This window comes from Streptomyces sp. NPDC059740, from assembly GCF_042733155.1.
Lineage (GTDB): Bacteria > Actinomycetota > Actinomycetes > Streptomycetales > Streptomycetaceae > Streptomyces.
Genome location: NZ_JBHWGP010000011.1, coordinates 22,315 through 40,597, shown reverse-complemented (window position 1 = coordinate 40,597; position 18,283 = coordinate 22,315). Strand labels below are relative to the sequence as shown.

The following is an 18,283-nucleotide window of genomic DNA, read 5'->3' as shown; positions in this document are numbered from 1 at the left end:
GCCCCGCCACCCGACCTCCTGGCCCCGACCCTTCCGGACCGCGCCCCGCCTCCGCACCGGGGGGCCGAACCAGGTGGGCAGTCGGAAGTGCACGGACACGGGCCGAGCAAGGCGGTCTGCTCAGACAGACTCGGCCAGCAACTCCGCGGCGGTGGACACCTCCAATGCCCGCTTCAGCCAAGCGTGCAGGACCTCCAACTCCTTGCAGGACCGCACCCGCTCCTCCGTCTGCGCCGACACCTCCACCCCCCGCACGGCCAGCACCCGCAACACCGCGTCCGCTACCTCCCACACCCGCCCTTCCGCACGTCCTTCCTCGCGCAGCCGCATCGAGGTGTCCGAGGTGAAGAAGCTCAGGTCGAGAGCCATCACATTCCCCCCAACCCACCCGCCGGAGAGCCGCCCAGACCAAGCTCGACGGCGCGGACACACCGGCAGCCCCAGTCGCAGCAACCCGGGCTCAACGGGGCACCTCCACCGCTCCACCGAGCCTGGGCCCTGGCACCCCCGCACCACCACCCGACGCACCGACCCGTCCTGCCTCGTCGGGCTCAGCGACCCCCTCCGTCCGAGCAGACCCAGCAGACTCGACCAGCAACTCCTCCACCGACGAGACCTCGATCACCCGCTCCAACCAGCCGTGCAGGACGCCCAAGTCCTCGCAGGACCGGATCCGCTCCCGTGCCTGCGCCGACACCTCCAAACCCCGCACATCCAACAGCCGCAACAACACCTCCGCGGCCTCCAACGCACGCCCTTCCTCGCGCCCTTCCTCGCGCCCTTCCTCGCGCCCTTCCTCGCGTCCTTCCTCGCGTCCTTCCTCGCGCAGCCGCATCGAGGTGTCCGAGGTGAAGAAGTCCAGGTCGAGAGCCATCAGATTCCTCCAGATGTCAGCGGCCGGGGAGTCGCCCAGGCCGCGCTCGGTGATTTCCACGAAGAGGTGAGAGGTCTCCTCGTCAAGGGTCATATGCGCGGAGAACAGCATCTTCAGTATCTCATCCGGACACGGTCCGCCACGGTGAGTGATTGCGGAGAAGGTGGCCAACGGGATGTCCCGCTCGATCGCTTCGGGGTCGGTGAGCAACGGGACGTTGTGCGGGCCGAGGACGAGAGGCCGCAGGGTGAGCAGGGGCCAGTGGGTAGTGCCCAGGAAGAAGGGGCCCTCCGCCCAGTGCGCCGTGGCCCGGTCCTGGCAGACGACCAGGAGGACGACGTCCAGTCCGTACTTGGCGCGCAGGTAGGCCGAGTAGTACGCCCAACTGCTCGGTTTGGCCGGGTCCCTGCGGCCCTGCGACTCGACGGCGAGCAGGAGCTTCCCGTCGGGGCCCTCTGCGCCCGTCTCCAGGAGGAGCAGGGTGTCGATCCGCCGTTCCAGGGGGCGGTTCTCGGTGACGTCGGGAGTGAGGACGGTGGCGGCGACAGGCTCCGGGAAGGGGACGCCGAGGGGACGGAAGGCGCGGGCGAAGATGCCCGGGTCCTCCTGGAAGATCCGATGCATCGCCTCATGCGCTGAAGTGACCATGTGGACGACGTTAGGGGTGTTCGAGTCGCTCAGGCATGCGATAGCCGGACTCTTCACCAGTAAGAGGGATTTTCCGATCGCCGAGTAGACGTTCGAGTGCCGGAACGGCCATCTCCGCCCCTCGTAGCGGCCCGAACGAGCGCCCCGAACGCGCCGAGGGCGGCACCCGGTGGGGGTGCCGCCCTCGGTTCGTCCTGCGTGGTGCTCCAGGAGCTTCCGATCCTTCGAGGGATCAGAAGTCCATGTCACCGCCCGGCATGCCGCCGCCGGCCGGCGCAGCGGCCTTCTCCGGCTTGTCGGCGATGACGGCCTCGGTGGTGAGGAACAGCGCCGCGATGGAGGCGGCGTTCTGCAGCGCGGAGCGGGTGACCTTGGCCGGGTCGATGATGCCCTCGGCGACCAGGTCGACGTACTCGCCGGTCGCGGCGTTCAGGCCGTGACCCGGGGTCAGGTTGCGCACCTTCTCCACGATGACGCCACCCTCGAGGCCGGCGTTGGTGGCGATCTGCTTCAGCGGGGCCTCCAGGGCCAGCTTCACAGCGGCGGCACCGGTGGCCTCGTCGCCCTCCAGCTCCAGCTTCTCGAAGACCGCGGAGGCCTGCAGCAGGGCCACGCCACCGCCGGCGACGATGCCCTCCTCGACGGCCGCCTTCGCGTTGCGGACGGCGTCCTCGATGCGGTGCTTGCGCTCCTTGAGCTCGACCTCGGTGGCGGCACCGGCCTTGATGACGGCCACGCCGCCGGCCAGCTTCGCCAGGCGCTCCTGGAGCTTCTCGCGGTCGTAGTCGGAGTCGCTGTTCTCGATCTCGGCGCGGATCTGGTTGACGCGGCCCTGGACCTGCTCGCTGTCGCCGGCACCGTCGACGATGGTGGTCTCGTCCTTGGTGATGACGACCTTGCGGGCACGGCCCAGGAGGTCCAGACCGGCGTTCTCGAGCTTGAGGCCGACCTCCTCGGAGATGACGGTGCCACCGGTGAGGATGGCGATGTCGCCGAGCATGGCCTTGCGGCGGTCACCGAAGCCCGGGGCCTTGACGGCGACGGACTTGAAGGTGCCACGGATCTTGTTGACGACCAGGGTCGACAGGGCCTCGCCCTCGACGTCCTCGGCGATGATCAGCAGCGGCTTGCCGGACTGCATGACCTTCTCCAGCAGCGGGAGCAGGTCCTTCACCGCGGAGATCTTGGAGTTGACGATGAGGATGTAGGGGTCGTCGAGCGACGCCTCCATGCGCTCCATGTCGGTGGCGAAGTACGCCGAGATGTAGCCCTTGTCGAAGCGCATACCCTCGGTGAGCTCCAGCTCCAGACCGAAGGTCTGGGACTCCTCGACGGTGATGACGCCTTCCTTGCCGACCTTGTCCATCGCCTCGGCGATGAGCTCGCCGATCTGGGTGTCGGCGGCGGAGATCGAGGCGGTGGAGGCGATCTGCTCCTTGGTCTCGACGTCCTTCGCCTGCTCCAGCAGGGCGGCGGAGACCGACTCGACGGCCTTCTCGATGCCGCGCTTGAGCGCCATCGGGTTGGCGCCGGCGGCGACGTTGCGCAGGCCTTCCTTGACCAGTGCCTGGGCCAGGACGGTCGCGGTCGTCGTGCCGTCACCGGCGACGTCGTCCGTCTTCTTCGCGACCTCCTTGACCAGCTCGGCACCGATCTTCTCGTACGGGTCCTCGAGCTCGATCTCCTTAGCGATGGAAACACCATCGTTGGTGATCGTGGGGGCGCCCCACTTCTTCTCGAGGACGACGTTGCGGCCCTTGGGGCCGAGGGTGACCTTGACGGCGTCGGCGAGCTGGTTCATCCCGCGCTCGAGACCGCGCCGTGCCTCCTCGTCGAACGCGATGATCTTGGCCATGTGAAGTGGTCCTCCCAGGACTGGGGGTCCCCCCATGACGCGGAGTCTGGGGGAGGGTGGATTACTCCGGACCGCGCTGGCGCCCGCGACGGACGATCTGGGAGGCTGGTGGTTCCGTCCCACCTGCTCCCGGACCTCACCGACTCGGTCCTTACTGTCACTCTCACTCGGAGAGTGCTAACGCAATAGTTAGCACTCTCGCCATGAGAGTGCAAGGAGCGGCCACCGGACGGGACGGGCGGCATCGGCCCGGCACCCGGGCCCGAAGCCCCGACCCACCGCCGCCGTCCCGGAAACCGCGCAGGTCGCCGGGGTGAAGGGGCGCAGACCACTCACCGGCCACCACCGCACCCCGACCTCGCGACACGGACACCGACGCCGGCCACCACCGCACCCCGGCACGCGGCACCACCGGACCTGGCCACCGGACCTGGCCACCGGAACGCGGACGCCGGAACGGCGGACGCCGGAACGGCGGACACACGGACAAGGGCCCGCGCTCCCCCGAGAGGGAGCGCGGGCCCCAGCGACAGCTGTGAGGTCGTCGCCCTAGCCGGCCACGCGAACCATGTCCGCCTGCGGCCCCTTCTGGCCCTGCGAGATCTCGAACTCGACCCGCTGACCTTCCTCGAGGGTGCGGTAGCCGTCCATCTGTATCGCGCTGTAGTGGACGAAAACATCCGCACCACCGTCGACCGCGATGAAGCCGTAGCCCTTCTCCGCGTTGAACCACTTGACGGTGCCCTGAGCCATTCCTTACTCCCCTATTGCTGGCCCTACGCAGGACCGCACTTCGCGGACCCGGGTCAGACCTCACCCCCGATGCCAGGCGGCAGGAGGGGGCGTGCGCCGGAACGCGTCGACCGCCGCTGAATGTATCTGCACAACTGCCCAGTGCAACAGGTCAAGCAGACGAAAAATCCGGACCAGGGTAAACACCGATAAGCGAAAAAGAGAGGGAATCAGCCACAATACGGTCCGGGCGAACTACACCAAACCGACAAACCACGCACACATCTTGTGTCCGCCGCGGAGATTCGTCATGCGCGTTTGACCTGCGCGCAATGCGGGAACCGCGCCCACTCTAACGCTAATTCCCGGTACGGAATTACCGCTTCCGCATATCCCACCCCCCCCCGGCGCGCTCACCCGCCGCGCACCCCGGTGCGCGCGCCCCCACGGCAGCCGGCCGCCGCTCCCTCTGGAGGAGCGGCGGCCGGTGTCGGGTCCGTCGGGCGGTGCGTGGCTCAGCAGCCGCCGGCGACCGCCGGGATGATGGAGACGCCGGCACCCTCGGGCGTGGGGGTCTCAAGGCCCTGCTCGAAGCGGACGTCGTCGTCGTTGACGTAGACGTTGACGAAACGGCGGAGCTTGCCGGAGTCGTCCAGCACGCGCGCGGCGATGCCGCTGTGGTTCTTCTCCAGGTCCGCGAGGACCTCCGAGAGGGTCGCGCCGTCGGCGGGGACCTCGGCCTGGCCACCGGTGTAGGTGCGGAGGATGGTCGGGATGCGGACGGTGACGCTCATGTCTGCCTCAAGTCTCGGGCCCGGGGCCCGGGTCGGTGGGTGGCAAAGGGGACGGGGCGGGGCCGGGGGCGGCCGGCCGGGGCCCGCGTCAGGCCAGGCCGGCCTCGCGGAAGGCGTCCAGGCTGGGGCGGATCGTCGCGGTCGGGCCGGTGGTGGGCGCCACGGCGTCCAGCGTCTTCAGCCCGTCGCCGGTGTTGAGGACGACGGTGGACTTCGCCGGGTCCAGAAGGCCGTTCTCGATCAGCTTCCGGGTCACGCCGACGGTGACGCCGCCCGCGGTCTCGGCGAAGATGCCCTCGGTGCGGGCCAGCAGCTTGATGGCGTCGACGACCTGTGCGTCGTTGACGTCCTCGACGGCACCGCCGGTACGGCGGGCGATGTCCAGCACGTACGGGCCGTCGGCCGGGTTCCCGATGGCCAGGGACTTGGCGATGGTGTCCGGCCGGACCGGGCGGACCACGTCGTGGCCGTCCTTGAAGGCCCGGGAGACCGGGGAGCAGCCCTCGGCCTGCGCGCCGAAGATCTTGTAGGGCTTGTCCTCGACGAGGCCGAGCTGGATCAGCTCCTTGAGCCCCTTGTCGATCTTGGTGAGCTGCGAGCCGGAGGCGATGGGGATGACGATCTGGTCGGGCAGCTCCCAGCCGAGCTGCTCGCAGATCTCGTAGGCCAGCGTCTTGGAACCCTCGCCGTAGTACGGGCGGAGGTTGACGTTGACGAAGCCCCAGCCCTCGCCCAGCGGGTCGCCGATGAGCTCGGAGCAGAAGCGGTTGACGTCGTCGTAGTTGCCCTCGATGCCGACCAGGTCGCCGCCGTAGACGGCGGCCATGACCACCTTGCCCTGCTCCAGGTCGTGCGGGATGAAGACGCAGGAGCGGAAACCGGCCCGGGCCGCGGCGGCGCCCACGGCACCGGCGAGGTTGCCGGTGGAGGAGCAGGAGAGGGTGGTGAAGCCGAAGACGCGGGCCGCCTCGACGGCGATGGCCACCACCCGGTCCTTGAAGGAGTGGGTGGGGTTGCCGGAGTCGTCCTTGACGTACAGACCGCCGGTGACGCCGAGCTCGCGGGCGAGGTTGTCGGCCTTGACCAGCTTGGTGAAGCCGGGGTTGATGTTCGGCTTGTCCGCGACGTCCTCGGGGACGGGCAACAGCGGGGCGTAGCGCCAGATGTTGTTCGGGCCGGCCTCGATGCGCTTCCGGAGCCCCTCGGGGTCCCCGGTGGGAAGGTCGTAGGCGATCTCCAGCGGGCCGAAACAGGCCTCGCAGGCGAAGATCGGGCTCAGCGGGAACCGCTCGCCGCATTCGCGGCAGGACAGCGCGACGGCGGAGCCGAGGGTGAGGGGGGTGTCGGTGGCGACGGTCTGCACAGCCATGGAGGCGAGGCCCTTTCTCCTCATCTTCCTCGCGACGCATCTCGCCGCGAGACGGAATTGGCACCTTCCCTAGCCGGGGAGCCTCGCGTTCCGCTGCTGGTGCGGTGACGAGTCCGGCTGGAGGGTTGCCGGGGCTTCAACGGGCCGTTTCCCTCTGCCCCTCTGGATGAGCGGTGTGGCACCGGCCTTGCGGACCGGGCGTTTGTGTGGCGCGGCGACCCCGACATATGCGGGCCGTTCGCGTTGTTCAAGACTGTAACCGAAGGGCCCCGGGCTGGAGACAGCCGTCCGCACCGCGAGATGGATCACAGCACGAGCGCCGGTCCTCACCGGTCCGCGGTGCGGAGGCGAGGGCGCAGGTCAGAGCGTGACCCCAGGGTCCCGTCCGGCCCGCGTCCGCCGGTCGCCGACCTGCCGGGACGAGAGGACGGGTACCGCACGGGCCCGCGAGACGGACTGCGAGCGTGAGGAGAGACGCTGGTGCTGGAAGAGGTGGAGCGCTGGCTCGGCACCCGCTCCTGGTCGGCGGCCGACCGTCCCACGGCCCTGCTGCCGGCCGCCAAGGCCGCGTCTGGGCAGACGGTCAGCGTGGTGCTGCCGGCGCTCGACGAGGAGGCGACGGTCGGCCAGATCGTCACCACCATCCGTGACGAGCTGATGACGGACGCCATGCCGCTCGTCGACGAGCTGGTGGTCCTGGACTCGGGTTCGTCCGACCGTACCGCCGAGGTGGCCGCCGCCGCCGGGGCCCGCGTGGTGCACCGGGACGCGGTGCTGCCGCGGCTGCCGGCGCTACCGGGCAAGGGCGAGGTGCTGTGGCGGTCGCTGCTGGTCACCCGCGGCGACATCGTGTGCTTCGTCGACGCCGACCTGCGGGAGTTCTCGGCCACCTTCGTCTCCGGCATCGTCGCGCCCCTGCTGACCGACCCGGATCTCGCGCTGGTCAAGGCCATGTACGACCGGCCGCTGGGTGCCGAGGCGGGCGGCGGTGCGGGGGCCGGCGGCCCGGCGCAGGGCGGCCGGGTGACGGAGCTGGTGGCCCGGCCCCTGCTGAACCTGCACTGGCCGCAGCTGGCCGGTTTCGTGCAGCCGCTGGGGGGCGAGTACGCGGCACGGCGCTCGCTGCTGGAGCGGCTGCCGTTCCCGGTGGGCTACGGGGTGGAGCTGGGTCTGCTGGTGGACGCGTTGCAGACGGTGGGGCTGGACGCCCTGGCCCAGGTCGACGTCGGGGTGCGGCGCCACCGGCACCAGGACGGGCAGGCGCTGGGCCGTATGGCGGCGGCGATCTACCGCACCGCGCAGCTGCGGCTGGCCCGTGGCCATCTGGTGCGGCCGCGGCTGACCCAGTTCGTCCGGGGTGAGGACGGCGGGTTCGAGCCGCGGACCTGGGCGGTGGACACCGAGGAGCGGCCACCGGTGTGCGAGGTGCCGGAGTACTCCCGGGGCCGGGCGGCCTGAGGGCGGGTCCCGCCTGCACGGGCTGTGACCGTGCAGGTCGGGGCGGTGTGGCGCGATCTCGCCCGGCGTCTGCGGAGATCGGCGCCGCCCGGCGTCCGTACGTTTGGACGGTTGTGCGGTGGGTTAGTTGTCGGGCATGGCCTCCGAGACCCCTGGTGCGCAGATCCTCGTCGCGTCCAACCGCGGCCCCGTCTCGTACTCCCTGGAGGAGGACGGCTCGCTGCGCGCCAAACGCGGCGGCGGCGGCCTGGTGTCGGGGCTCTCGGCGATCGGTCCGGACGCGGACGCGCTGTGGGTCTGCGCGGCGCTGAACGACGGCGACCGCGAGGCCGCCCGCCGCCACCCCGCCCAGCTCCCCGAGTCCGACACCGGCGAGCAGCGGGTCCGCATGCTCGACATCGCGCCGCAGACCTTCACGGACGCCTACAACGGCATCGCCAACTCCGTGCTGTGGTTCGTCCACCACCTGCTGTACCAGACGCCGCTGGAGCCGGCCTTCGACGCGGACTTCCGCGCCCAGTGGGCCTCCTACGAGGCGTACAACGCGGCCTTCGCGGACGCGCTGGCCCGGGACGCGGCGCAGGGTGCCGCGGTGCTGGTGCAGGACTACCACCTGACGCTGGTACCGGGGATGCTCCGCGAGCGCCGCCCGGACCTGCGCATCGGCCACTTCTCGCACACTCCGTGGGCGCCGGCCGACTACTTCGGCCTGCTCCCCGACGACGTGGCCGTCTCGGTGCTGCGCGGTGTCCTGGGCGGCGACCGGGCCGGGTTTCTCACCGAGCGGTGGGCGGCGGCGTTCGCCGAGTGCTGTGAGCGGGTGCTGGGGGCGCGGGTGACGCGCGAGGGCGCGGAGATCGCGGTGACGTACGAGGGGCGCACCACCCGCCTCGGCGTGCACGGTCTGGGCGCCGACGCGGACTTCCTGCGCGAGCGCTCCCACCGGCAGGACGTGGACGACTGGCTGGTGCGGTTGCGGGAGCAGGTCGGCGAAGGCCGGCGCACCGTGGTCCGCGTCGACCGGACGGAGCTGTCGAAGAACATCGTGCGCGGCCTGCACGCCTACCGCCGTCTGCTGACGGAGCGGCCCGAGTGGCGGGGGCGCGTGGTCCACGTCGCCTTCGCCTACCCCTCGCGCCAGGACCTGTCGGTGTACCGGAAGTACACCGAGGAGGTGTCGCGGGTCGCCGAGGAGATCAACGCCGCGTTCGGGACGGCCGACTGGCAGCCGGTGCTGCTGCGGGTCGACGACGACTTCGCGCGTTCGCTGGCCGCGTACCGGATGGCGGACGTGGCGCTGGTCAACCCGATCCGCGACGGCATGAACCTGGTGGCCAAGGAGGTGCCGGTGGTCTCGGACGCGGGCTGCGCGCTGGTGCTCTCCCGCGAGGCCGGCGCCTTCGCCGAGCTGGGCGAGGACGCGCTGGTGGTCAACCCCTACGACGTGATCGCCACTGCCGACGCCCTCCACGAGGCCCTGACGATGCCCGCCGACGCCCGCGCCGAGCGCTGCAAGCGGCTGGCGGCGGCGGCCACCGCGCTGCCGCCCTCGCAGTGGTTCCTGGACCAGCTCCGGGCGCTGCGGGGCTGACGGACCGGGACGGCCGACGGCGACGCGTACAGCGGCGGGCCGGCGCGGCCCGGCAGCCCACCCGGCCGGCAGTGGACAGCCGCCGGCAGCCCGCCCCGGTCTCAGGCTCCGACGGCCTCCGCCACGGCGGTGAGCAGGCCGACCACCCCGTCGGGGCCGTCGACCACGAGGTCGGCGCGCTCGGCGAGGGCGGTGACCTCGGTGCTGCCGCTGCACACCAGCACCCCGCCCAGGCCCTCGGCGCGCAGCCGGTTCACGGCGTCGAAGGCGGCGAGGTCCCCGAGGTCGTCGCCGGCGTAGAGGACGCTGCCGGCACCGACCTCGTGGAGGTAGGAGGTCAGGGCCATGCCCTTGTCCATGCCCTGGGGACGCAGTTCCAGCACCAGGCGGCCGGGTTCGACCAGGAGGCCGTGGCGGCTCGCGAGGTCGCCCAGCGGTCCGCGCAGCGCCTCGTAGGCGCCCTGCGGGTCGGCGGCGCGGCGGGTGTGGACGGCCACCGAGCGGCCCTTGTCCTCGACGGTCGCCCCCTGCGCCGCGCTCTCGGCGGCCAGCAGGTCGGGGAGTGCGCGCCGCACTGCCGCCACGCCGGGGTCCGGCGGGGGCGCGGTGACCCGGCCGGTGGCCGCGTCCCACCGTTCCGCGCCGTAGTGGCCGAGGACGGTGAACCGCTGCTCCCCGCCCTCCTGGGCGAACCCGCCGAGCCGCACCGCGACCTCCGCCGGGCGGCCGGTGACGATGACGGCGGAGCCCAGTGCCCGGGCGAGCCGGGTCAGGAGCGCGGCCGCCGCCGGATGGGCGCGCGCGCTGTCGGGGTCGGGCACGATGGGGGCCAGGGTGCCGTCGAAGTCGAGGGCGACGACGGCCCGGCGGGGATCGGCGAGGAACGCCGCCAGGCCCGCGCGGCCCGCTTCGGTGGTCGGTGTCGGCAAGGAGGTACTGGGGCTGCCCATGGCGCCGACCCTACCCGCGCGCGGGGACGCCAACCGGGCGGCCACCCGGCCGGTCCGGTGGGCGTCGCCCCTGCCGTCCCACCGCACCGGACCCGGTGCAGCACCCGGTCAGTGCATGACGCGGCCGGTGACGTGCTCGGGGGTCAGGCGCAGCACCACCCGCACCACCTCGGGGGGAAGGGCCAGCTTCTCCTGGCCGGCTCCGGGGCCCTCGTACTCCTCCTCCAGGCGGACCGCCAGCTCCCGGCCCACGTCCTCGGAGACGGTGACGCGGCCCCGCACCTCGACGTAGCGCTGCGGGTCCCGGGGGTCGTGCACGAGGAGGCTGGCACGCGGTTCGCGGCGCAGGTTGCGCTCCTTGCGGCGGCCGGCCGCCGAGGAGATCAGCAGGTCGTCGCCGTCGCGGCAGACCCACACCACGGAGGTCTGCGGGCTGCCGTCGGCGTTGACGGTGGCCAGGACCGCGGGGTTGGGGTCGTCCAGGAGGCGGCGGGCGGCGTCGTTGAGGAGGGACATGGCCGCGAGCCTAAGGGGTCCTTGCAACAGGAGCGTCCGACGAGGTCGCGTGGTCTGGTGCCGTGCATCGCAAGGCGCGGTCACCGGCCGCCCTGCCGACGGTCGGCCAGCCGTCGCCGTCGGGGATGTTGTCCAGCTTCTTGATGTCGAGATGGACCAGCTCGCCGGGTTTGGTGCGCTCATAGCGGCGGATCGGTTCGCCGGTGGGCCGGTCCAGCCAGGCCAGTCGGTTCAGGCCGTGCCGGACCAGGACCCGGTGCACGGCCGAGGCGGGAAGACCCAGGATCGGGCCGATCCGGGCCGGGCCGAGCTTGCGGCTGGTCCGCAGGTGGCAGATACGTGCTTCGGCGGCTGGTGAGTGCGGTGCGGGGTGGTTTTGGGCCGACTGGAGCGGCGTCAGGGCTGAATGTTTTCCAGGTCCTCAAGGAGGCCGGGGTGCGTCGGGTGCCACCCGAGGGCATTGCGGGTGTGGGCGCTGGACGCCGACTGGTCCATGGCGAAGATCGGACCGAACGGGCCGAAGTGTTCCTGCGGAAGCTCCTTGACCGGCAGGTCCAGTCGCCGACCGATGACCGTTGCGATGTCGCGCACCGCGTCGCCCTCGTCGGCGACGGCGTGCCAGGACGTCCCGGCCGGTGCCGACTCAAGGACCAGACGGAACAGGACCGCCGCGTCGAGCGCGTGCACGGCTGGCCAGCGTTGGCTGCCATCGCCCGGGTAGCCGGACACCCCGGTACGGCGCGCTGCATCGACCAACAGGCCGGCAAATCCGCCCTGGCCCTCGTTGTGGACCGTGCGCGGCATACGGACAGCCATGCTGCGCAGACCACGCGAGGCGAGATCCAGCAGCGCTGTGACCGAACGGCCCCGACCGCCCACCGGTCCGTCCGTCGGCAGCGGATCGGCCTCGGTGGAGGCGCGTCCCGGCACCCAGGGCGTACCCGAGACCGCGACGATGGGGCGGTCGCTCCCGATGAGTTCCTGCCCCAGCGTGGCGAGAGCGGCGCTCTCCTCAGTGATGGCCTGCGCGAGCGCATCCGGACTGCTGTAGTCGCGTCCGAACGCCAAGCTGATCACGCCGTCGCACTGCGCAGCACCGGACCGCAGGACGTCGAGGTCCGCCAGCTCTCCTCGCAACACCTTGGCACCAGTGCTCTCAAGGGCCTGCGCGGAGCCGTCCGAGCGAGCCAGTGCGAGAACGGTGTGGCCGTTGCCGAGCAGTTCGGCGACGACGGCGGAGCCGATGGTGCCGGTACCGCCGGTGATGAAGACGTGCATGAGCTCTCCCTGAAAGTGATGGGACTCTTGTCCCATCACTGACCATACACGGTGACGGGACAGGTGTCCCATCACCTATCCTGGTCTCATGGCTAGATGGCAACCGGGGGCGACCCAGCGACTCGTCGTTGCAGCCGTTGAGCTGTTCACCGAGCAGGGGTACGACGCCACCACGGTGACGCAGATCGCCGAGCGCGCCGGCGTCACCAAGAGCACCTTCTTCCGGCACTTCTCCGACAAGCGCGAGCTACTCGTCGCCGGGCAGGAGACGCTCAGCAGGCTGCTCGCCGACGGCATCACCGAGGCCCCTGCGAGCGCCAGCCCGCTTCAAGCAGTGGCGGCCGGTCTCGAGCACGCAGCGAGCGCCATGGGTCCGGTGAACCGCGAACTCGGCCCCCGCCTCAAAGCAGCCGTGGCAGCCAGCACCGAACTTCAGGAACGCGACACCCTCAAGAGCGTCGGTCTCGCGGCCGCCATGACAGCCGCACTCATCGCCCGCGGTGTCCCCGACCCGACTGCGCATCTCGCGGGCGAGCTGGGAGTCCTCGCGTTCAAGCGGGGCTACGCCGAGTGGTGCGAAAGCGATCGCGACGACACAGAAGGGCTCGCGCCCCATGCCCTGGCAGCCCTGGAGGACCTGCGCGCGGCAACTGCGTCGCTGGGCTGACAGATGCCGCCCGGCTGTTCACCGGCCGGGCCCTGCCGGCGCCGTGAGTACTGTGCCCCGTGCCGCGTCACATGGCTCGACCTGCGGCAACAGGTTCGGAAACAGGTTCTGAGGGCTGCCCGGCCGGGTGCGGAGCCTGGGGAGCCTCTGACCTGTGCTCTTCCGGGGCCCGGTGCGGTCCCGGCCCCGGCTCGGCGCGGTCCCGGCCCGGCGCGGCCCCGGCCCGGCCCCGGCTCGGCGCGGTCCCGGTCCGGCACTCGCGTCCTACCGCCGCTCGCGGCGCGCCTGCCGGACCCGGCGCAGCCGGTTGACGGTGACCGGGTCGTGCGCCAGGGCCCGCGCGTCGTCCAGCAGGGCGTTGAGCACCTGGTAGTAGCGGGTGGGTGAGAGACCCAGGCGCTCGCGTATCACGCGTTCCTTGACGCCCGGTCCGCCCCAGGAGCGGCGCTCCACGGCCAGCACGGCACGTTCCAGCGGGGCGAGGGGGTCCGGCCCGGGATCGTCGCCCTGGTGCCCGGGGTTGGTGACGGTGGCGGAGGGTTCGGTTCCGGTCTGCCGGGCGCCGGTGGGGCGGTGCGGCGTGGTGCCGGCGGAGCCGGAGGGGCCGCCGTCGGTGCCGGGTCCCTTTTGGGGCCCGGTGTCCTCGCGGCGCTCCTGGTCTCCGCCGTCCTCCCTCACGTCGTCCACGATAGGCGCCGCTCGACGCGGGGGGAACCGGGCCCGTGGCCGGGGGCGGGGGCGGTGTGCGCCGTCACGACATGTCCCGTTGCTCGGCCTCGTCGGCCGCCTTCTGGATCTCGTTCAGCGTCCCGGCCGGGTTGCCGTCGGGGGCCACGGCCTTGCCCATGCGGGCCTTGACCAGGCGGCTGACCATCGGCCAGGTGGTCTTGTCGGCGGGGTAGAACTCGGCGCCGCCCAGCTGCGTGAGGAAGCCGTGCAGCGAGCGGAACCTGTCGTCGGCGGCCATGGCCTGGGAGGCGGAGGAGGTGACGGGCAGCAGGTTGTACTCGGCGGAGAACTTCTCCACGTTCTCCTTGCGGTACACGAAGTCGAGGAACTTGCCGACCTGTTGGCGGTGGTCGGGCTGCTTGAAGGCCATCATCCAGTCGCTGACGCCGAGCGTGGGGTGGCCGTTGCCGTTGATGCCGGGGAGCGGGGCGGTGCCGTAGTCGAGGCCCTTGGCCGCCGCCTGCCGGATGAGGGTGGGGTGGCCGTCCAGCATGCCGACCTTGCCCGCGGTGAAGGCGTTGAAGGAGTCCTGCCGGTTGGTGGTGGCCGGGGCGGTGCCGGTGAGGCCGGGCTTGACCAGGTGGTCGCGGACCCACTCGAAGGTGCGGATGTTGTCGGTGGAGTTGATCGCGTAGCCGCCGGTGGTGTCGGTGTAGGAGCCGCCGCCGCCCAGCATCCACATCATGGTCTCGGCCTGGGTCTCCTCGGGGCCCAGCGGCAGGCCGAAGGGGACGGCCACGCCGTGGTCCTTGAGGAGCTGCGCGTCCCGGGCGACCTCGCTCCAGGTCTGCGGGGGGTGCGCGATGCCGGCCTCGGCGAAGAGCTTCTTGTTGTAGAACAGGCGCCGGGTGCTGGCGGCGAACGGCATGCCGTACTCGGTCTCGTGGTACTCGCCGGCCTGGGCGAGGGAGGCGACGATGTCCCCCTGGACGGGTATGGAGAGCAGGTCGTCGGCGCTGTAGAGCTTGTCCGCGGCGGCGTAGTCGGCGTAGGCCCCGGCCTGGGCCATGTCGGGGGCGTGACCGGCCTTGACCAGGTCCGCCACCTTCCGGTCGACGTCCTTCCAGTTGTAGACGTCGACGTCGACCTTGATGTCGGGGTTCTTCTTCTCGAAGGCCTTGGTGAGTGCGGCCCAGTAGTGGGTGGAGGAGTTGGCCGGGCCGTCGCCGTAGTCGGCGGCGACGAGCTTCAACGTCACCTCGTCGTCGCCGAAGGGGGTGGAGCACGAGGTGAGGGAGAAGGCGAAGACCGTCGCGACCCCCGCCGCCGTCGCACCCAGGTAACGCCGCCGCACTGCCATCAACTACCCCTATGTCCTGATGTCCCGAAGATCCACGTAGCAGGAACGATCCTGCGGGAGAAAACGCCCAACCGTACCCGTTCGCCACCGAACGGTCCGCGAGTGTCTCCCGAGGAGCCACCCCACGTCTACTACACCCCCTCACCCCCTCCCACCAGGGGGCCCGCACGATCCCACCGGTCTCCTCGCGACCCGCCGACGCGAGTGGACTAGACCTTTTACGGCTGTTCGCGCGAGACTGGCCCTGTGGAACACGTCATCGCCCTCGACGTCGGGGGCACCGGGATGAAGGCGGCCCTCGTCGGCGACGACGACGCCCTGCTGTACGAGGCCCGTCGCCCGACCGGCCGCGACCGCGGCCCCGAGGCCGTGGTCGCCTCGATCCTCGACTTCGCCGCCGAGCTGCACGAGCTCGGCGAGCAGCGCTACGGGCAGCCGGCCCGCGCCGCCGGAGTGGCCGTCCCGGGCATCGTCGACGAGGCGGCGGGCACCGCCGTGTACGCGGCCAACCTCGGCTGGCGGGACGTGCCGCTGCGGGCGCTGCTCTCCCGGCGGCTGGGCGGCCTCCCGGTGGCACTGGGCCACGACGTCCGCACCGGCGGCCTCGCGGAGGGCCGGATCGGGGCCGGCCGGGAGGCCGACCGGTTCCTCTTCGTCGCGCTGGGCACCGGCATCGCGGGGGCCATCGGCATCGAGGGGCGTATCGAGCGCGGGGCGCACGGCAGCGCCGGCGAGATCGGCCACCTCGCGGTCCGCCCCGGCGGCCCCGAGTGCGGCTGCGGCCAGCGCGGCTGCCTGGAGGCGCTGGCCTCGGCCGCGGCCGTCGGCCGGGCCTGGGCGGCGGCCAGCGGCGACCCGGAGGCGACCGCGGCGCACGCCGCGCGGGCCGTGGCCGCGGGCGACCCGCGCGCGGTGGCGGTGTGGACGGACGCCGTCGAGGCGCTGGCCGCAGGTCTGGTCACCGCACTGACCCTGCTGGACCCGCACACCCTCATCGTCGGCGGCGGACTGGCCGAGGCGGGCGAGACGCTGTTCGCGCCGCTCCGCGAGGCGGTCCACCGCCGGGTGACCTACCAGCAAGTGCCCCTGATCGTCCCCGCCGCGCTCGGGGACGTCGCCGGCTGCCTGGGCGCCGGCCTGCTCGCCCGGGATCTTCTCTCCACGGAGGTGGCTGCCTGATGGCCCAACGAACCGTCCTCACCGGTGCCCGGGTCGCGTTGCCCGACGGCGTCGCCGACGCCGGCGAGGTGCACGTCGAGGGGCCGCGCATCACGGCGGCCCACGCGACGGCGAACGCCACCGCCCCCGCGGCCGGGGGCGACCGGGTGTGGGACCTGAGCGGGCACCTCGTCGTCCCCGGCTTCGTCGACCTGCACGTGCACGGCGGAGGCGGCGGCTCGTTCTCCTCCGCCGACCCCGAGGAGTGCCTGCGCGTCGCCGCCACCCACCGCCGCCACGGCACCACCTCGATGGCCGCCTCCACCGTCACCGGCAGCCTCGACGACCTGGCCCGGCAGGCCGCGGTGCTCGCCGAGCTCGTCGAACAGGGCGACCTGGCCGGCATCCACTTCGAAGGCCCCTTCATCTCGCCGGACCGCTGCGGCGCCCACCAGCCCGAGCTGCTGCGCGACCCGGACCCGGCCGACGTCCGCAAGCTGCTGGAGGCGGCGGGCGGCACCGCGCGGATGATGACCCTCGCGCCCGAGCTGCCGGGCGGCCTGGAGTCGGTCCGGCTGCTGGTGGACGCCGGTGTGGTGGCCGCCGTCGGCCACACCGACGCCGGCTACGACGCGACCCGGGAGGCCGTCGAGGCGGGCGCCACCGTCGCCACGCACCTCTTCAACGCCATGCCGCCGCTGGGCCACCGGGCCCCGGGGCCCATCGCGGCCCTGCTGGAGGACGAGCGGGTCACCGTCGAGCTCATCAACGACGGGACCCACCTGCACCCGGCCATGCTCCAGCTCGCCTTCCGCGACGCCGGCCCCGACCGGGTCGCCTTCATCACCGACGCCATGGGGGCGGCCGGCATGAGCGACGGCCTGTACCCGCTGGGGCCGATGCAGGTGGAGGTCAGGGACGGCGTGGCCCGGATCAGCGAGGGCCCGACGGCGGGCTCCATCGCGGGCTCGACCCTCACCCTGGACCGGGCGTTCCGGCGCGCGGTGCAGGTCGACGGGGTCCGCGTCGAGGACGCGGTGCGGGCCCTGTCCCTCACCCCGGCCCGGCTGCTGGGCATCGAGCACCGCACCGGCAGCCTCGCCCCGGGCAAGGACGCCGACCTGGTGGTCCTCGACGAGGCGCTGACGGTCGTGGGCGTGCTGCGCAGGGGCGAGTGGCTGGTGACCCCGCCGACCGGACCGGCCGCCGGCCGCGGCTGACCGGGCCCCGCCCGGCCCGCCACGGCCGGCCCGGCCGCCACGGCGGGGAGGGACCGCCGGCCGCCCCGCCCGCACGGGGCGGCCGGGCCCGGCCCACTCGGTCCGGTGTTGGCCGTAACGCCCTCTGGGCGCGGGGCGCCCGCGATGGCATGATCACTGGCGCACTCGTCCGCCTGCCCGGGGAGAGGGGGGCCATGATCCTCACCGTCACACTGAACGCGGCGATCGACCTCACCTACCGCGTCCCACACCTGCAACCGCACCGCACCCACCGCGTCACCGAGGTGGATGCCCGGCCCGGCGGCAAGGGGCTGAACGTGGCGCGGGTGCTGGCCGCCCTCGGCCACCGGACCACGGCGACCGGGTTCGCGGGCGGCACGACCGGCGGGGAGCTGCGCGCGCTGCTCGCCGAGGCCGGCGGTGTGACGGACGCCCTGGTGGAGACGGCCGGTGCGACCCGGCGGACCGTCGCCGTCGTCGACGAGGCCACCGGCGACACCACCCAGCTCAACGAGCCGGGACCGCACCTCACGCCCGCCGAGTGGGAGACCTTCCTGGGCACCTACGGCGAGCTGCTGGCGGACACGGAGGCGGTCGCCCTGTGCGGGAGCCTGCCGCCGGGCGTCCCGGTGGACGCCTACGCCCGGCTGGTGCGCGCCGCCCGGGCCGCGGGCGTGCCGGTGCTGCTCGACACCAGCGGGGAACCGCTGCGGCGCGGCCTCGCCGCCCGCCCCGACCTGGCGAAACCGAACGCCGACGAGCTGGCGGGACTGACCGGGTCGACCGAACCGCTGCGCGCCGCCCGGCAGGCCAGGCGCCGGGGCGCGCACGCGGTCGCCGCCTCGCTGGGCGCGGAGGGCATGCTGCTGGTCACCGCCGAGGGCGCCTGGCAGGCGGCGCCGCCGGTGGCGCTGTCCGGCAATCCGACCGGCGCCGGCGACTCCGCGGTCGCGGGGCTGCTGTCGGGGCTGGTGGAAGGGGTGTCGTGGCCGGCGCGCCTGGTGCGGGCGGTGGCTCTGTCGGCCGCCACAGTACGGGCCCGCTCGGCGGGCGAGTTCGACCGGGCGACCTACGAGGACCTGCGGCACCGGGTCACCGCCGAGGCCCTGCGGGGGCCGGTCGGGGCGGGCTGAGGACGACGGCC

The 18,283-nt window shown here is 72.6% G+C and carries 17 protein-coding genes, 1 pseudogene and 1 riboswitch; of the genes and pseudogenes, 6 read left to right on the top strand and 12 right to left on the bottom strand.

Annotation, left to right across the window (positions count from 1 at the left end):
* Positions 1–120: 120 nt before the first annotated feature.
* From ACFV3R_RS15670 to thrC, 6 genes are all read right to left on the bottom strand, one after another.
* The gene (locus ACFV3R_RS15670) at positions 121–369 is read right to left on the bottom strand and encodes a hypothetical protein (RefSeq protein ID WP_385581816.1); all 249 of its coding nucleotides are present in this window, start codon (positions 367–369) and stop codon (positions 121–123) included.
* Positions 370–460: 91 nt separating this feature from the next.
* On the bottom strand, positions 461–1,522 hold the full coding sequence (locus ACFV3R_RS15665) for a hypothetical protein (protein WP_385581813.1): 1,062 nt from the start codon (positions 1,520–1,522) through the stop codon (positions 461–463).
* 232 nt (positions 1,523–1,754) lie between these two features.
* Positions 1,755–3,377 carry a chaperonin GroEL gene (gene groL, locus ACFV3R_RS15660; protein WP_385581810.1) on the bottom strand — a complete coding sequence of 541 codons (1,623 nt, stop codon included), beginning with the start codon at positions 3,375–3,377 and terminating at the stop codon, positions 1,755–1,757.
* A 549-nt stretch (positions 3,378–3,926) separates the two neighbouring features.
* Positions 3,927–4,130, bottom strand: coding sequence for a cold-shock protein (locus tag ACFV3R_RS15655; RefSeq protein ID WP_003986833.1), 204 nt, complete (start codon positions 4,128–4,130; stop codon positions 3,927–3,929).
* A 494-nt stretch (positions 4,131–4,624) separates the two neighbouring features.
* The gene (locus tag ACFV3R_RS15650) at positions 4,625–4,903 is read right to left on the bottom strand and encodes a MoaD/ThiS family protein (RefSeq protein ID WP_385581807.1); all 279 of its coding nucleotides are present in this window, start codon (positions 4,901–4,903) and stop codon (positions 4,625–4,627) included.
* A gap of 88 nt (positions 4,904–4,991) precedes the next feature.
* Positions 4,992–6,272 carry a threonine synthase gene (gene thrC, locus ACFV3R_RS15645; protein ID WP_385581804.1) on the bottom strand — a complete coding sequence of 427 codons (1,281 nt, stop codon included), beginning with the start codon at positions 6,270–6,272 and terminating at the stop codon, positions 4,992–4,994.
* A 17-nt stretch (positions 6,273–6,289) separates the two neighbouring features.
* Positions 6,290–6,445, bottom strand: a riboswitch (SAM riboswitch).
* 307 nt (positions 6,446–6,752) lie between these two features.
* Between thrC and ACFV3R_RS15640 the strand changes: the two genes are divergently transcribed.
* Together ACFV3R_RS15640 and ACFV3R_RS15635 are read left to right on the top strand one after the other, a co-directional pair.
* Positions 6,753–7,730, top strand: coding sequence for a glucosyl-3-phosphoglycerate synthase (locus tag ACFV3R_RS15640; RefSeq protein ID WP_385581801.1), 978 nt, complete (start codon positions 6,753–6,755; stop codon positions 7,728–7,730).
* A gap of 136 nt (positions 7,731–7,866) precedes the next feature.
* Positions 7,867–9,321, top strand: a complete 1,455-nt coding sequence (locus ACFV3R_RS15635) for a trehalose-6-phosphate synthase (protein ID WP_385581799.1) — start codon at positions 7,867–7,869, stop codon at positions 9,319–9,321.
* A 101-nt stretch (positions 9,322–9,422) separates the two neighbouring features.
* On the opposite strand, the gene otsB is transcribed toward ACFV3R_RS15635, so the two are convergent.
* The 4 genes and pseudogenes from otsB to ACFV3R_RS15615 all read right to left on the bottom strand — a co-directional run bounded on the left by otsB (position 9,423) and on the right by ACFV3R_RS15615 (position 12,065).
* On the bottom strand, positions 9,423–10,271 hold the full coding sequence (gene otsB / locus ACFV3R_RS15630; RefSeq protein WP_385581797.1) for a trehalose-phosphatase: 849 nt from the start codon (positions 10,269–10,271) through the stop codon (positions 9,423–9,425).
* Positions 10,272–10,379: 108 nt separating this feature from the next.
* The gene (locus tag ACFV3R_RS15625; RefSeq protein WP_385581795.1) at positions 10,380–10,787 is read right to left on the bottom strand and encodes a PPOX class F420-dependent oxidoreductase; all 408 of its coding nucleotides are present in this window, start codon (positions 10,785–10,787) and stop codon (positions 10,380–10,382) included.
* Between the two features lie 76 nt (positions 10,788–10,863).
* Positions 10,864–11,180, bottom strand: a pseudogene (locus tag ACFV3R_RS15620) (IS481 family transposase); the annotation flags it as partial.
* 3 nt (positions 11,181–11,183) lie between these two features.
* Complete coding sequence (locus ACFV3R_RS15615; protein WP_385581792.1) at positions 11,184–12,065, bottom strand: SDR family oxidoreductase; 882 nt, start codon at positions 12,063–12,065, stop codon at positions 11,184–11,186.
* An 88-nt stretch (positions 12,066–12,153) separates the two neighbouring features.
* Between ACFV3R_RS15615 and ACFV3R_RS15610 the strand changes: the two genes are divergently transcribed.
* Complete coding sequence (locus tag ACFV3R_RS15610) at positions 12,154–12,732, top strand: TetR/AcrR family transcriptional regulator (RefSeq protein ID WP_385581789.1); 579 nt, start codon at positions 12,154–12,156, stop codon at positions 12,730–12,732.
* A gap of 264 nt (positions 12,733–12,996) precedes the next feature.
* Here ACFV3R_RS15610 and ACFV3R_RS15605 read toward each other — a convergent pair whose 3' ends face one another.
* Positions 12,997–13,206, bottom strand: a complete 210-nt coding sequence (locus ACFV3R_RS15605; RefSeq protein WP_385582235.1) for a DUF3263 domain-containing protein — start codon at positions 13,204–13,206, stop codon at positions 12,997–12,999.
* Positions 13,207–13,483: 277 nt separating this feature from the next.
* Entirely contained in the window at positions 13,484–14,761 is a 1,278-nt protein-coding gene (locus tag ACFV3R_RS15600) for an extracellular solute-binding protein (RefSeq protein WP_385581786.1), read from the bottom strand.
* A gap of 246 nt (positions 14,762–15,007) precedes the next feature.
* On the opposite strand from ACFV3R_RS15600, the gene ACFV3R_RS15595 reads away from it, so the two are divergent.
* The 3 genes from ACFV3R_RS15595 (at position 15,008) to ACFV3R_RS15585 (ending at position 18,272) form a co-directional block, all read left to right on the top strand.
* Positions 15,008–15,940, top strand: a complete 933-nt coding sequence (locus ACFV3R_RS15595) for an ROK family protein (RefSeq protein WP_385581784.1) — start codon at positions 15,008–15,010, stop codon at positions 15,938–15,940.
* Positions 15,940–17,139: an N-acetylglucosamine-6-phosphate deacetylase gene (nagA, locus tag ACFV3R_RS15590; protein WP_385581781.1), complete on the top strand. Its 1,200-nt coding sequence runs from the start codon at positions 15,940–15,942 to the stop codon at positions 17,137–17,139. The genes ACFV3R_RS15595 and nagA overlap by 1 nt, the downstream gene beginning before the upstream one ends.
* A 194-nt stretch (positions 17,140–17,333) precedes the next feature.
* Entirely contained in the window at positions 17,334–18,272 is a 939-nt protein-coding gene (locus ACFV3R_RS15585) for a 1-phosphofructokinase family hexose kinase (RefSeq protein WP_385581778.1), read from the top strand.
* Positions 18,273–18,283: the final 11 nt, after the last annotated feature.

Coding starts and splice junctions, on each gene's coding strand:
- groL (WP_385581810.1), bottom strand. CDS start 3,377: ATGGCCAAGATCATCGCGTTCGACGAGGAGGCACGGCGCGGTCTCGAG.
- otsB (WP_385581797.1), bottom strand. CDS start 10,271: ATGGGCAGCCCCAGTACCTCCTTGCCGACACCGACCACCGAAGCGGGC.
- thrC (WP_385581804.1), bottom strand. CDS start 6,272: ATGGCTGTGCAGACCGTCGCCACCGACACCCCCCTCACCCTCGGCTCC.
- ACFV3R_RS15655 (WP_003986833.1), bottom strand. CDS start 4,130: ATGGCTCAGGGCACCGTCAAGTGGTTCAACGCGGAGAAGGGCTACGGC.
- ACFV3R_RS15665 (WP_385581813.1), bottom strand. CDS start 1,522: ATGGTCACTTCAGCGCATGAGGCGATGCATCGGATCTTCCAGGAGGAC.
- ACFV3R_RS15600 (WP_385581786.1), bottom strand. CDS start 14,761: ATGGCAGTGCGGCGGCGTTACCTGGGTGCGACGGCGGCGGGGGTCGCG.
- nagA (WP_385581781.1), top strand. CDS start 15,940: ATGGCCCAACGAACCGTCCTCACCGGTGCCCGGGTCGCGTTGCCCGAC.
- ACFV3R_RS15635 (WP_385581799.1), top strand. CDS start 7,867: ATGGCCTCCGAGACCCCTGGTGCGCAGATCCTCGTCGCGTCCAACCGC.
- ACFV3R_RS15625 (WP_385581795.1), bottom strand. CDS start 10,787: ATGTCCCTCCTCAACGACGCCGCCCGCCGCCTCCTGGACGACCCCAAC.
- ACFV3R_RS15585 (WP_385581778.1), top strand. CDS start 17,334: ATGATCCTCACCGTCACACTGAACGCGGCGATCGACCTCACCTACCGC.
- ACFV3R_RS15650 (WP_385581807.1), bottom strand. CDS start 4,903: ATGAGCGTCACCGTCCGCATCCCGACCATCCTCCGCACCTACACCGGT.
- ACFV3R_RS15670 (WP_385581816.1), bottom strand. CDS start 369: ATGGCTCTCGACCTGAGCTTCTTCACCTCGGACACCTCGATGCGGCTG.
- ACFV3R_RS15610 (WP_385581789.1), top strand. CDS start 12,154: ATGGCTAGATGGCAACCGGGGGCGACCCAGCGACTCGTCGTTGCAGCC.
- ACFV3R_RS15615 (WP_385581792.1), bottom strand. CDS start 12,065: ATGCACGTCTTCATCACCGGCGGTACCGGCACCATCGGCTCCGCCGTC.